Annotated in this window: 11 protein-coding genes; 8 read left to right on the top strand and 3 right to left on the bottom strand. The window is 34.9% G+C overall.

Annotated features, from left to right (window positions below; translation table 11 throughout):
- Positions 1-50: 50 nt before the first annotated feature.
- Positions 51-1,085, bottom strand: a complete 1,035-nt coding sequence (locus H6622_04655; protein MCB9060792.1) for an NADP(H)-dependent aldo-keto reductase — start codon at positions 1,083-1,085, stop codon at positions 51-53.
- A gap of 189 nt (positions 1,086-1,274) precedes the next feature.
- Between H6622_04655 and H6622_04650 the strand changes: the two genes are divergently transcribed.
- The 3 genes from H6622_04650 to lpdA are packed head-to-tail and all read left to right on the top strand — an operon-like array spanning position 1,275 to position 6,709.
- Entirely contained in the window at positions 1,275-4,076 is a 2,802-nt protein-coding gene (locus tag H6622_04650) for a 2-oxoglutarate dehydrogenase E1 component (protein MCB9060791.1), read from the top strand.
- Positions 4,077-4,085: 9 nt separating this feature from the next.
- Complete coding sequence (odhB, locus tag H6622_04645) at positions 4,086-5,285, top strand: 2-oxoglutarate dehydrogenase complex dihydrolipoyllysine-residue succinyltransferase (protein ID MCB9060790.1); 1,200 nt, start codon at positions 4,086-4,088, stop codon at positions 5,283-5,285.
- 20 nt (positions 5,286-5,305) lie between these two features.
- Positions 5,306-6,709 carry a dihydrolipoyl dehydrogenase gene (gene lpdA / locus H6622_04640; GenBank protein MCB9060789.1) on the top strand — a complete coding sequence of 468 codons (1,404 nt, stop codon included), beginning with the start codon at positions 5,306-5,308 and terminating at the stop codon, positions 6,707-6,709.
- A 24-nt stretch (positions 6,710-6,733) separates the two neighbouring features.
- Here lpdA and H6622_04635 read toward each other — a convergent pair whose 3' ends face one another.
- Entirely contained in the window at positions 6,734-8,080 is a 1,347-nt protein-coding gene (locus H6622_04635; protein ID MCB9060788.1) for a DUF4339 domain-containing protein, read from the bottom strand.
- 142 nt (positions 8,081-8,222) lie between these two features.
- Positions 8,223-9,074 (bottom strand): hypothetical protein, encoded by an 852-nt coding sequence (locus H6622_04630; protein ID MCB9060787.1) that lies wholly within the window; start codon positions 9,072-9,074, stop codon positions 8,223-8,225.
- Between the two features lie 246 nt (positions 9,075-9,320).
- Here H6622_04630 and H6622_04625 point away from each other — a divergent pair, with 246 nt between their 5' ends.
- The 5 genes from H6622_04625 to H6622_04605 all read left to right on the top strand — a co-directional run.
- Entirely contained in the window at positions 9,321-10,601 is a 1,281-nt protein-coding gene (locus H6622_04625; GenBank protein MCB9060786.1) for a hypothetical protein, read from the top strand.
- 12 nt (positions 10,602-10,613) lie between these two features.
- Positions 10,614-12,023 (top strand): hypothetical protein, encoded by a 1,410-nt coding sequence (locus H6622_04620; GenBank protein MCB9060785.1) that lies wholly within the window; start codon positions 10,614-10,616, stop codon positions 12,021-12,023.
- Between the two features lie 43 nt (positions 12,024-12,066).
- Positions 12,067-12,279: a class III signal peptide-containing protein gene (locus tag H6622_04615; protein MCB9060784.1), complete on the top strand. Its 213-nt coding sequence runs from the start codon at positions 12,067-12,069 to the stop codon at positions 12,277-12,279.
- Between the two features lie 216 nt (positions 12,280-12,495).
- A complete protein-coding gene (locus H6622_04610; GenBank protein MCB9060783.1) occupies positions 12,496-13,584 on the top strand; it encodes a porin family protein in 1,089 nt (362 codons plus the stop codon).
- A gap of 183 nt (positions 13,585-13,767) precedes the next feature.
- On the top strand, positions 13,768-14,474 hold a 707-nt coding region (locus tag H6622_04605), incomplete at its 3' end, for an acetyl-CoA C-acyltransferase (protein MCB9060782.1).

Raw genomic sequence — 14,474 nt, 5'->3', positions numbered from 1 at the left:
ATTTTTATGTCAAATAAAATGAATGGATACTATCTTGCATAGAAATCATACTATGGACAAGGATTGCTGTTTTCGAGATGAATTTCTTCAATTTTTGCCAATACTTCATCATTTAATTTTATATTAACTGATTCTATATTTTCCTTGAGTTGTTCTAAATTTGTTGCACCGATAATATTGCTCGTGAGAAATGGCCTCGAGTTTACATAGGCCAATGCCATTTGTGCTGGAGATAATTCATAAGTTCGAGCTAAATCGACATATTTTTTTGTGGCCTCAATCCCACCGTCAGACATGTACCTACTAAAACGAGGAAATAATGTAATTCTCGCATTGGCCGGCATACTTTCAAGGTATTTTCCAGTGAGAACTCCAAAACCCAGAGGTGAGTAGGCCAGAAGTCCAATTTTTTCTCTATGTGAAATTTCAGAAAGACCTATTTCAAAAGTTCTGTTAAGTAGACTATAGGGATTTTGGATTGATACAATCTTTGGTAATCCTCTTGTTTCAGCTAGATATTTAAATGTCATGACTCCCCAAGGAGTCTCATTAGATACTCCAATGTGTCTAATTTTTCCTTCGGATTTCATTTTTTGAAGTGCTTCTAAGGTTTCTAAAATAGGTGTAACAATTTCATTTGAATTTGGCATATAGCCAAGTTGACCAAAATAATTAGTATGTCTATCTGGCCAGTGCAATTGATAAAGATCAATGTAATCTGTTTGTAAGCGACGCAAACTTTCTTCAACGGCCTTACGGATATGGGCCAAAGTGAGTCTCGAACCACCTCGAATATAGCGAACCATTTCTCCTGGCCCCGCTATTTTGGAGGCCAGTACGATTTCATCTCTCTGATTTTTTATTTTGCCCCATTTCCCAATGGCCTGCTCAGTTTTTCCATAAGTACTTTCTCGAGGAGGGACTGGGTACATTTCAGCTGTGTCAATAAAGTTAACACCTCTTTCAAATGCGAAGTCTAACTGTTCATGGGCCTGTTTTTCGTTATTTTGCTCACCCCAGGTCATCGTTCCTAGACAAATTTCACTTACGGTAAGGTCCGTATCTCCCAATTGATTATATTTCATAAATTTCCTTTTGATGACATTATGATTATTAGTCTATATAATCTGCCTCGCTTTTTTACATGAGTAAGATTAGTTTTAGACGGCAAAGTCTTCTACATACAGTATACTCGTGAAGGCGATATAATAAAGTGAATTAATGAATAAACAAATGGCGCAGATTCCTGTTGGTCTTGTTTTAAATGAGGAAAAATGAAAAAGTCAGACAACTCCCATCTCACCGGTTCAGATAATGCTTATGTTGATGCTCTTTATGAAAATTTTTCAAATAATCCTGACTCTGTAGATGAAACATGGAAAAAGTTTTTTCAAGGCTTCGAATATGCTTTGAATTCTGGCAGTGAACATTTTCCAATTGAGATGAAAAATCCAAATATCGAAAATGCTGAAAATGCTCAAGTTTTTCCAGGAGAAAGTAATCATGTTTTCTCTGGCGCAACAACTGATACAGACAAAGAAATTCATGTTTTTCGTTTGATTCAATCTTATCGCGCTAGGGGACATCTTCTTTCTGATACTAATCCAATACGGCCAAGAAGAAATCGCGATCCCTATCTCTTTATCGAAAATTTTGGACTTGAAGAAAGTGATCTCCACAAACAATTTTCAGTTTCTAAATTTATAGGAGAGGGAAATCTCACTCTTATGCAAGTCATTGAACATCTTAAAAGATCCTATTGTTCAAGCATTGGTATAGAGTACATGCATATCAATAACACTCAAGAAAGGCGTTGGATTAAAGAACATTTTGAAGGAACCATACAAGGCTTTGACCATTCTTTGGAAAAGAAAAAAAGAATATTGGAAAAACTCAACGAGGCCGTTGTGTTTGAAAATTTCTTACAACTAAAATATCTAGGCCAAAAGAGATTTTCTCTTGAGGGAGGGGAGAGTGCTATTCCCGCACTAGACGCCATAATTAATAAAGGATCTGATTTAGGTGTTAATGAATTTGTCATAGGTATGGCCCATAGAGGTAGATTGAACGTTTTGGCCAATATCATGGGAAAAACTTATGAGTATATTTTTAATGAATTTGAAGGAACTGCTAGACCTGATCTATCCCTTGGTGATGGAGATGTAAAGTATCACTTAGGTTTTAGATCTAAAACAAAATCCAGTTCAGGAAATGATGTCTATCTTAAATTAATGCCCAACCCTTCACACTTAGAAGTTGTCAGTCCTGTGGCCATCGGTTTTACAAGAGGTCAAATTGATAAGGTTTATGGACATGATTCAAGTAAAATTTGTCCCATTATTGTTCATGGAGACGCTGCAATTGCAGGTCAGGGTATTGTTTATGAAACAGCACAGATGTCTAACTTAGAGGGATATAGTGTTGGTGGAACAATTCACTTTGTTATAAATAATCAAATTGGTTTCACAACTGATTTTACTGATGCTAGAACTTCGATTTATTCAACTTCAGTTGCAAAGGCCATTGATGTTCCGATTATCCACATTAATGGAGATGATGTAGAGGCCGTGATCTATGCAGTCGAGCTCGCTATGGAATATCGTCAGAAATTTAAAAAAGACGTTTATATTGATATGGTTTGCTACAGAAAACACGGCCACAATGAAGGAGATGAACCAAAATTCACTCAACCGACATTCTATGACTTAATTGCAAAACATCAAGATCCAAGAGAAATTTATGTGAGTAAACTTGTTGGTGGAAATAAAATTGAAGCAAATTTAGCTAAAGAAATGCAAACGCATTTTAGGACAAAACTTCAAGAGAGATTAGATTTAGTCAAACAAAAGGATCTTGAATATCTTTATCAAAAACCTGATGAAGAGTGGAGCAAGTTGAGAAAATCAAACAAAAGTGATTTTGATGAATCTCCTGAAACACAGGTGAGTGAAGAAAAACTTGCCAAAATTGTTGAAAGAATATCCACAACTCCAGATGAAATTTCTCCAATAAAGAAGGCCCAGAAGATAATTGAAGAGCGTCGAAAAAGATTTGATAACGGGCAAATTGATTGGGCCCTTGCAGAGATGATGGCCTATGGGTCACTCTTGCAAGATGGACGAACGATTCGAATCTCGGGTCAAGATGTTATTAGAGGAACTTTTTCTCATAGACATGCCATGGTTTTTGATTCTAAAACTAATAGGCCCTACTGTGCACTGGCCTCTTTGGCCGAAAATGAAAACAAATTTTATATTTATAATTCGTTACTGTCTGAGTATGCCGTTTTAGGTTTTGAATATGGTTACTCACTTGTAAGTCCAAACAACATTAATCTTTGGGAGGCCCAATTTGGAGATTTTTCCAATTGTGCTCAACCCGTCTTTGATCAGTTTATTTCTTCAAGTGATTCAAAATGGCAAATGTCTTCTGATCTAGTCGTTCTTCTTCCACATGGCTATGAAGGACAAGGCCCAGAACATTCATCAGCAAGGCCTGAAAGATATCTACAATTGGCCGCTGAAGAAAATATGTATGTTTGCAACTTAACAAAACCTTCAAATCTTTTTCATGCCCTCAGAAGGCAAGTTGCTATTCCATTTAGAAAACCTCTCATTGTGTTTACTCCAAAATCACTATTAAGACACAAAGATTGTATTTCAAATGTTGAAGAATTTACGAATGGAAAATTTCAGGAAATTATCGATGACTCCTTTGCCAAAAAAACAAAAGTTAAACGAGTTCTAATGTGTACTGGAAAAGTTTACTTTGACCTATTAGAAAAACAGTTAGCAGATAAACGTGATGATATTGCAATTGTTAGACTTGAACAGCTTTATCCTCTTGCAGATAAACAATTGAAAGCCATCCTTAAGAAGTACTCAAAAGCAGAATTTATATGGGTTCAGGAAGAACCTGAAAATATGGGCTATTGGACTTATCTTTTAAGATACAAAGAGTTTAGAGGTTTTGAAATTATCTCCCGAAAAATTTCAGCTTCTCCTGCTTCAGGTTTTGCTTCTGTACATAAAAAAGAACAAGAAGACATAGTAACGAGATCATTTCAAACTAAATAAGGATATCATATGACGATTGAAATCAAAGTCCCAAGTGTGGGTGAATCGATAACAGAAGTAACATTAGTCACTTGGTTAAAAAGTGACGGTGAATTTGTCCAAGAAGATGAGGCCATTTGCGAGCTCGAATCAGATAAAGCAACCGTTGAAGTTCCGGCCGAAAAAGGTGGCGTTTTAAAGATTGTCGCTTCTGAAGGTGATACTTTAAATATTGGAGCGCTACTTTGTACAATTGAACCAGGAATCAATGAACAGATAACTTCTCCTCCTAAAAAAGAGGAAGTTGAAACTTCTCCCATCCCACAACCATCAGGGGCCGATAAATTTTACGACGAGAAAAAATATGCCTCCCCCGCTGCTCAAAAAATTCTCTCAGAAAAAGGAATCGAAACTAAAGATATTTCAGGTTCTGGCAAAGATGGACGAATAACCAAAGAAGATGCTTTGAAAGCAAATATTACTCGTCCTGCTTCAATTGATTCACATCTTGTTTCAGAATCTAAAACTGAAAGATCTGTCGAAAATGTACCGATGTCCAGGCTAAGAAAAACAATCGCTAAAAGACTAGTTGAAGCTAAAAATACAACGGCAATGCTTACAACTTTTAACGAAGTTGATCTTCACGAAGTCATGCAAATTCGAAAAAAATATAAAGATATGTTCAAAGAAAAACATGAAGTAGGACTTGGATTTATGTCTTTTTTTACGAAGGCCGCTTGTATGGCATTGCAAGAGTTTCCAGATATTAATGCTCAGATTAATGGTGATGAAATTCGTTACCATCACTATTGTGACATAGGTATCGCTGTTTCAACTCCAAAAGGACTAGTTGTACCTATAGTAAGAAATGCTGAGCAACTAACTCTAGCTGAAATAGAAAAAGATATTTTACGACTTGCTAAAAAAGGTCGAGATGGAAAAATTTCAATCGATGAAATGCAAGGCGGTACCTTTACTATCACAAATGGTGGCGTTTTTGGATCGATGCTGTCTACTCCTATTTTAAATCTACCTCAATCAGCAATACTTGGAATGCATAATATTGTTGAAAGACCAGTCGCTTTGAATGGACAAGTTGTCATTAGACCAATTATGTATTTGGCACTTTCTTATGATCACCGTATTGTAGATGGTAAAGAATCTGTGAGCTTTCTAAAAAGAATCAAAGATCTTCTTGAAGATCCTTGTCGATTGCTCATAAATGTTTAATTAAATTGAAAGGCAAAAAAATGAAAGAATTTGATATAGTTGTAATTGGATCTGGCCCAGGTGGGTACACTTGTGCCATTCGTTGTGCTCAGTTAGGCATGAAAACAGCAATCGTTGAAAAATATAATACCCTAGGCGGAACATGCTTAAATGTTGGTTGTATCCCCTCAAAAGCATTTTTAGATTCTTCAGAACGTTATCATGAATTACTCACAGGCCACAAAGACCATGGAATAGAAGTAGGTGAAGTAAAATTAAATTTTAAAAAATTGATGGATAGAGTTGCAAAAGTTGTATCTGATACATCATCTGGTATTAACTATCTAATGAAAAAAAATAAAATTGAAGTTTTTCAGGGTCATGGATCCTTCAAAGACAGAAACACTCTTGAAGTACAATCACAAAAAGAGCAAATTATTTTGAACTCAAAGAAATTTATCATTGCAACAGGATCAAAACCATCAAGTTTACCCGGTGTAAGTATTGACAAAAAACGTGTCATCACTTCTACCGAGGCCTTAAAATTAGGTGAAGTACCTAAACATTTAGTTGTCATTGGTGGAGGAGTGATTGGATTAGAACTTGGTGCTTGTTATCGTAGACTTGGCTCCGAAGTAAGCGTTGTTGAATATGCACCTTCTCTTGTAGGTATGATGGATGGTGATTTAGCCAAAGAACTCACAAAAGTTTTCAAAAAAGATGGATTTAAACTCTATACAGGTTATGGAGTTACTGAAGTTACAAACAAGGGTAAAACGGTAACGATAAAAGCTAAAAATACAAAAAACAATGAAGAAATTTCTATCGAAGGTGATTATTGCCTCGTCGCAGTGGGAAGAAAGGCCTATACAGAAGGACTAGGTCTAGAAAAAATTGGTATCAAAACCGATGAACGTGGAAAAATTTTAGTAAATTCAGAATTTGAAACAACAATTCCTAATATATACGCTATCGGAGACGTTATTGCTGGAGCAATGTTGGCCCATAAGGCCGAAGAAGAAGGAGTTGTTCTCGCTGAAAAAATCGCAGGTCAAAAACCACACATACATTACAATCTTATACCCTCTGTTATCTATACGTGGCCAGAAGTGGCCAGTGTTGGAAGTACTGAAGAGGAACTTAAAAAGGCCGGAATTTCATATAAAAAAGGGAGCTATCCCATTAAGGCCCTTGGAAGGGCCAGAGCTTCAAATGAATTTTTTGGTTTTGTTAAGGTTTTGGCCCATAAAGATACAGATGAAATTCTAGGTGTTCATATGATTGGCCCTAGGGCCGCAGACATGATCGCTGAAGCTGTACTAGCAATGGAATATAGGGCCTCTGCTGAAGACGTTGCTAGAACTTGCCACGCACATCCGACATATTCTGAAGCGTTCAAAGAGGCCTCTCTTGCAACGACTGATAATAGAGCTATTAATATTTAACATTTTTAATTTGAAAAAAAAGAGTTAATAATTTTCTTCTTCTTCAAGAGGAGGCAACTCCTCATCAAATAATTCTGGTTCTTCTGCGACTCCATCATATGAAGAATTTTCATCTTGATCTTCGTAATATTCATCTTCAGCTCTGGATTTTTCTTCTCTTTCTGTTCCAGTACTTGAATTTGATCTTTTGTTTGCTCTAGAAGCTGGTCTTCTTGGGTTACTGGTAGCTTCACCTTCTAATTCAGGAACATCATCATCATAATAATATTCGTCAGAAGGTACATAATCATCATATGTAGCAGCATCATAATTATCCCGCTCTCCTAATCTTTTTTGTTCTCTATTTCTTTGTCTTTCTTTTCTTCTTTGTTCTTTGTCTATTCGGGCCTGAAGTCTTTTTTCAATGGCCTCTTGTCTTTTTGAGTCAGACTCAAGTTTCTCTTGTTCATCCATTTCCTCAATACTATTGTCTTTGGCCAAAGTATCATTTTTAGATGACTTATCAATCTTAGTTGCTTTAGATTTTTTTTGTTTATTTACTTCGGCCATGTCAAATTGTTTTTTTATTTCATCAGTAAATAAAAAGGCAACAATACCCAATGCAACAATCGAAATTAACCCAATGGCCCAATAGCGATACTTTTTATTCGATAGAACATTGCTTGAATTTGAAATTTGTGTTCTTGATACGGCCAGAAACTTTTTAGCTCTTTCTGTACTTAGGGCCATTAAATTGGCCAGAGAATTCCTATTTTGATCTTCTAATAATTTATTTGCATCTAGTATTTGCGATACTTCTTCTGCACTTTTTTTAATCAAATCAACATCAGGAGCATCGGGTAGTTCTTCCTCTTCATCCATTCCGGGTAATGTTGCTCGTCTGTCAAATCCTGGTATTTTATAGATTTTATCCCAGTCGTCTTCTTCATTACTTCGAAAAAGATCTGTGTAATATAAACTTTTATGAAGAATTTCATGTTTGAGTTCTTCATACGAATAGGGGCCTAAAGACTGTCCATTTTTCAATATAAAATATTTTGATTTTTCGGCCAATTCCTGAGACATATTCTCAAGTACAAGTTCGGGCTTTCTCCTTTGAAATAAAGGATGTTCATAAAAATTTATCCAATGACCTAAATTGTGTTTTTCTTTCTCGTTAAAAATTTTAAGTTTGTATTTTTCAAAGAAAAAAGGGTCCATTTGATTAATAGCTTGAAGATCATCTTTGCATAATGGGCCAAAGTACTCACCACCATGAAAGAGCATAAATAATTCATGTGATGGTATTGCTCTTGAAACAATTTCTTTATTCGTAAGAATAAGATCTATTAATCCCTCACGATTTAATTCTTTTATGACTGTTTGGCCCATAATCCATCCTTAATAGTGCCTTAGTCGTTAACGGATGAAATTGGAATGAATTTGAATTTGAATTCAAAGAAATAGCTTGATGGAAAAATATGCCGAAATTTGGGCCCAAATAAAGGGCCCAATACTAGTATTTATCTAAATTTTAAAGAGTCGTTGACAAGTTTGCGAAAATTCCAACAGATGTATTTTCAAATGTTTTAGCAATTGTTTTAAGGTCATGATCAAAATAAACTCCAAGAGTGATATCCTCATTGATTGCTTTACCAATTTCAACAGTATTTGAAATAGAAAGTTTAGTATTTTTACCAACAAAGTTATTTTTCATCTTGTAGTTTAAATCTTGGGTTATATGCAAAGAGAAATCCTTAGGAAGTGAGAAAGATTGAATTAATAATTGTCTAAAACGGTATCCATCACTTGAGTCCTTTTTAAATTTATTATTAAAATATACATATGGCCTTGACTGTGAAATGAGAGTGAATTTTGGTGAAATAGTCTTAGAAAGCTCAATTATTCCCATTGCATATCCATCATATTGAATCTCTTTTCTTTTAGACGCTGAAGTATATCCAACAAGAGATCCACCAAGGGTTAAGTTAAATCCAGACTTGTCTTCAGTTAATATTTTACTTCTCAGATATCTTGCTTCTACTAATTCGTGATTGAAAGTTGATCTACTGGCCTGTTCATCAAGGGGTCCCGAAATTTGAACTGATGATGTTGAAATTGAATACAGCCTAAGTTCATCCTTTGGAGTTAGTTTATAACTGGCAATGATATCATTTTCGTTATTTATGTTTTGAATATTACGTTCCATTTCGTCTTTTTCGTTACGTGTATTATAAAAATAACCCATATAGTTTAGTTTAAATGAGTTCTTGAATTCTGTATCTACAGTTGCTGATGACGTATTAGATGAGGAATCTTGAGCAATAGTAAATGGTGAAATAGTCATCAGTGAAGTTACGAGTATTGATAGTTTTTTGAAATTCATTATTCCTTCTCCCTACGTGTAATCATTAACGTAAAATTTTTCTTAACAAATTTTTTAACAAGAATTTTAAATAGATGCCATTAAAAAAGTGCAAGTTGTCAGAACTTATAAGAAATTACACAGTGCGTAGTAGCATTATGACACCGATTCGTAGTAATCTCTCTCTCAAAATGCTCTGACAAACTTTCTTTCTTAAGTTAACTTAGAGATTTTAGAGGGATGTTCGAAATGTATGCTGATTTAATTATGTTAAAGATATTTCATTTATGCTTTTACATCTTTCGAGATTTAATATGGTGCTTGTTGTCAGTTTTTCCAGTACCGAAAGGAAAATTATATGAAAGAAAGCTCTTAGAAACCAGTTCAAGACAAGGCAAATTTAGTTCTAGGGCCGATATTTGTTTTGAGTTCAGTTCTGAAGGTGAGTGGGAACAAGTTAGACCGATTGCTGAAAAAGCAATCAGCCAAGGAAAGTTAATAGAAATTGTTTACTGTTCTCCTAGTGTCGATTCAAAAATACAGTTCTTTCACCAGCAGTATCCTAATCAGACAAGAATCTGTTGTTATCCCTTTTTATCTCCAACTTTTTCAAAATTTAACCTTAGAAATTGGGTGACAGCAAAAAAAATGATTCTATGCCGATACGATTTTTTCCCAGAAGTTGTAGACATTGGATTACGCAAAGATACTCAATTCATTCTCATCAATGCTTCACTTAAAGGAAAAGAGTCTTTCGTAAACTCTCAAAGTTCTTTTAAAGGACATTTTTATAGAACTCTTTTCAATCAGTTTAATAAAATAATTTGTGCCAATGACATAGAAAAAGAAAAATTCTCAAAAATTTTAGAGAACAAAAGCATACTTTCACAGAGTTTTGATTTTAGAATTTCACAGATAATAAACCGCTTAAAAGATAAAAAACATCTATTAGACAAATACACCAAGATGAGAGAACTTGCGCAGTCTCATCAATATAATCTTATTATCGGCTCCGCTTGGCCAGAGGATCTTGAAATTCTCGACGATTCTCAAATTGTTAAAAGAATAGAAAAAGGTGATATGTATATTGCCATTGTTCCACATAGTTTAAACAAAACAACATTACAGGTTATAACCAGCAAAATTCAAAGTATGGGGTTTGAAACCCAAATCATTTCAGAATCAACTGACCTTAATGATCTTAATGCCAAAAAAATTACAATTGTTACAATAAAAGGTATTCTATGTGAGCTCTATTCTTTTTTTAGGGACGCCTATATTGGAGGTGGACATGGAGAATCTATCCATTCTGTTAGCGAGCCGTACTTATCAGGTTTAAGAGTTTTTTGTGGCCCCAAAACAGACAGATCTACAGAATATGACTTCATCATGTCTCATTCACCTGAATCTCTTAAAGTTGTTCATGACACAGCAGACTTTGCTCATCTCTATTTCTTTCGTCAAAATGTTCAAATTGATTTTAATGAAATGATTTACAAAAACTTAGAGATAGAATTCAATAATTGTATTGATTCAATCATTAATTAACTGGCAATAAGAATGTTAAATAAAGAAACAGATTATATTATTTTGGGTGAAAATTTTATTTCATATCTATTAGCTATTTCATTACTTGAAAAGCAAAGAAGTGTGATCTTACTAGATGAAAATAGAATAAATTATGGAGACAATTTTATTTCAAGAATGACTTATCTTGAAGCCGCTTATCTCAAAAGTTGGGGATCAGGCGGACAAATTTCCCCATTAATGTCCATTCACAAATACCTTAAATCTGATCAGATAGTTTTTGTATATGGAAGTAAACAATTGAGGCTAGGTGGTGATCCTGTCCAAAATGCAATGGAGTTGGCCAGAAAACTACCGTCCGTATTTCAAACTAAAAATAAAATTATAGATTTTCTAAAGGATAAAGATATCGATTTGATCAATCAAGAAGTGACAAATTATATTGATAGATTTTCACTCCAACTTTTTTTTCAAAAGTCATATCAAGCAGTTGATCTATCTACTTTAAGAGCACAGGCCCCTAAATTAGTTGAAATGTGCTATCAATCAATTGTTACTCAATCCCGCTCAATGGAAAAAAACACCGATTCGAAAATGCTATGGCGTAACATGCTTTACCTATTAAGAGGACATTTCCATAAAAAACTACTTGTAAATGCAACTGACTTTGAATATTTTTTACTTACCCTCCAAATGCTCTCTCCTTCTTATTCTCTCAACCATTCACTACTTTCACAAGATATGAAAGAAGTTTTCGAACGAAAGGGAGGGCAGTATAAATCAAGTAATGTGAAAGACTGGATTTTTTATAAAAATAGACCCTGGGGACTTGAACTAGATTGTTACGAAGGAGCGATTCGACCAGGAAAAGTTTGTATATTAGGAAGTACATTAACTAATCTTCCTATATATCTACTCCCCAAATTGACATTTTATCAGTGCTTAAATGTTCACCTCAAACTTGTTGAAGATGTCTATTTGACTGATGGACTATCCTTTATCTGTTCAAATTCTCTTCAAATGGGAACCAATATTCCCTTTTATGAAGTAGTGAAAAAAGATAATATATTAGAAGTAAAACTCTACATCTTATTTGAAGAAGGGAGTAAAGAGTCCTTTTATGAAAAAGATGTCTTTTCAATTTTACAGAAAGACCTAAAAAAAATTATAGTTCAAAATTCAAAAGATTTATGGCCTAAAGCTGAAAATATCATTTCTCAAAATTTATCAAGTGAAATCTATATCGCAGGTGAGAAAGTATATGAGAAGCAAAATTTTGGACACAAAACTATTCCATACGGTAAATTAACTGTGCACGATTATTCATTGCCAAGTGGAAAAGACGAATTAAAAGACGTCTCTTATTTTGGCCCATATAGAAAAAGCTCATTCGGTCTCATGTCTACGGCCATGGAAATCAACGAAAAAGTAGAGTATTTCTAAGCATAGTCTTTATAAACTTCAATAAACAAGTTAAAATAATTCTATGTCTAATAAAAAAGGACAAACGTCCGTTGAATATATTTTCATCATCGCAATAGTTTCGGCCATCATCTTCTCTGTGGCAAAGAATCTTAGGTCTGCTTTTATTGAACAAAAAGGTCAATGCACCGAAAAATCAACTTCACTGACTTGTATGGTTGATAGACTCTTCTATGGAAGAGATAATTTTCGATACTATGTCATCCCTTTTAGATAGTTAGTGGAAGTTAAATCGTTTATTATTTGCATGAAATTTGTTTACATATTCTAACTAGTTGAATTTTTGTATTAGGTCTAAAAAGAATACAGTGTCCGTCAACAAATAATGCATAGCATTTTTCTTTGTGCTAATGTCCGCCCAAACAAACGAACCTTCCCCTAGTTGAAGCATGGGGAGCTTTTCTTTTAGAGAGGAAAAGGCCAGGAGGAAATTATGGAACTTTCAAAAAAGAACTTATTCTTAGTTCTTACCCTTTTAGGTGCATTTACAACAAATGTAATGGCCGATCAACTACTGGACGAAACTGAAGAAGTCTTGAATTCAGAGGAAATCGCAATTGACGGGACATTTCAGCAAAAACCGCAAAAAACTGCTGCTGATCACATGGCCGACAGAAGAAGAAGAATTGAAGAAAAAAATGAAGAAATGGTTCGAAAAAGAATCGAAAGCATCAGAATGAATGAGGAAAGAGAACTCGCAAAAAAACTTAAGGGCGCATTTGCCAACGGCCTTCAAGAACCAGAGCAAGAACACAAAGACGAAGTTAAAGAGGTAAAATCTGCTCCAGAAAAAGAAGAACCTACGCAAGTAACAAAGATATATGTACCGGTTCCTATAAAACCAGCTCAACCAAGCTATAAAGAGTTTAGTGCTGGTATTAACGTTGGTGGACAAGAAATTAAAGGAACAAGAGATGATTTTCAAACAAGCTTAAGCGGAAGCGTAGATTTAGACTATCACCTTACAAGTCAATTTTCGCTTGGAGTGCAAATCGGAATGTCAAAAATGGACATAACTGATACAGCTTGTGTTTCATCATATTCATGCAACATAAATGGTTTTAATCCCTACTGGACTAACTATAATAGTTTCTACCCAAAAGGTAGAGAAATCTCTTATCGAAACTTGTCATTTGGTTTTGGTGGAAAACTTAGTTTTGGAAACTCATCACGTTTCAGACCATATATTGGGGTGATGGGTGCTTATAATAGATTAAATATGGTATATACTCAATCGTCAGAAAACCACTATCAAAACTACTACTATGGTGGAGAAGAATTTAGTGCAAATTATATGTCTGTTACTGGTACACTTGGTGCACTTTTTGCAGTGACTCCGAACTTTGGACTGTCTGCTGACATCAGATATGGGCGTGCAGTATCAGATCTTATGAGTATAAGCGAACCAACATTTCCGGATTACCAAACTAGAGATGATCAAGAACGTTTAGAAGGATTGGCCGAGAGAATAGTAGATGCTGATTTTATCTCTGCGAACCTAGGTTTAGTTGTTTCGTTCTAGTGGAAGTTAATGGGCCGAACATCTAGGTGCGGCCTGCTCTCTCTAAAAATAAGGGAAGGTGTTTAGACACCTTCTCTTTTTTAGTATCGCAGATTATAGAAGTCAAGTGACATTCACATGGACGTAAACATTTAGAAAGTTTAGAATCTCCTTGTCAAAAAAGCCACAGACAAGGATTTGCGTATGTCACAAAAAGAGGTTTTTCTCGTTGAAGGAAAACGTACACCACAAGTAAAGGCCGGACTTGAGTTAAAAGAAGTATCGGCGCCCTTTTTAGGGGCCTATCTCATCAGAAAAATACAAGATAATGTAGGTTTACCAGATGATATCATAGACGAAGTCATCATTGGAAATACCGGAACTCCTGCAAAGTATCCAAATGTTGGTCGGGTGATTGCCCTTGAAGCTGGATTGCATAAGAAGACAAGTGGATATACTGTCCACCGAAATTGCGCTTCTGGACTTGAGGCCATGTCTCAGGCATTTACTAAAATCGCGCTTGGAAGGTCCGATTTAATTTATGCCGGTGGGGTTGAGTCCATGTCTCAAATGCCACTTATCTATTCAAAAGAAATGACTGAATTATTTATGAATATGATGAAAGCTAAATCTGTGACTGAAAAAATTTCAGCAATATCTTCGTTTAGACCCCCTTTTTTATCACCCATCGTGGCCATCGAACAGGGCCTGACAGATCCCTTTTGTGGATTAAATATGGGACAAACAGCAGAACTTTTGTCACGTGAATTTGGAATTACGAGATTACAACAAGATGATTTTGCAAATTCATCTCATCATAAGGCCATCACTGCGCAGAATGAAGGTAAATTTGATGATGAAATCGTCCCCATTATTTATGGTAAAAATTTTGAGAAAATTCTATCAAAAGA

The sequence above is a fragment of the Halobacteriovoraceae bacterium genome, assembly GCA_020635115.1.
Classification (GTDB): domain Bacteria; phylum Bdellovibrionota; class Bacteriovoracia; order Bacteriovoracales; family Bacteriovoracaceae; genus JACKAK01.
The sequence above is the reverse complement of the archived record's forward strand: the minus strand, read 5'-3'. Positions and strand labels throughout refer to the sequence as shown.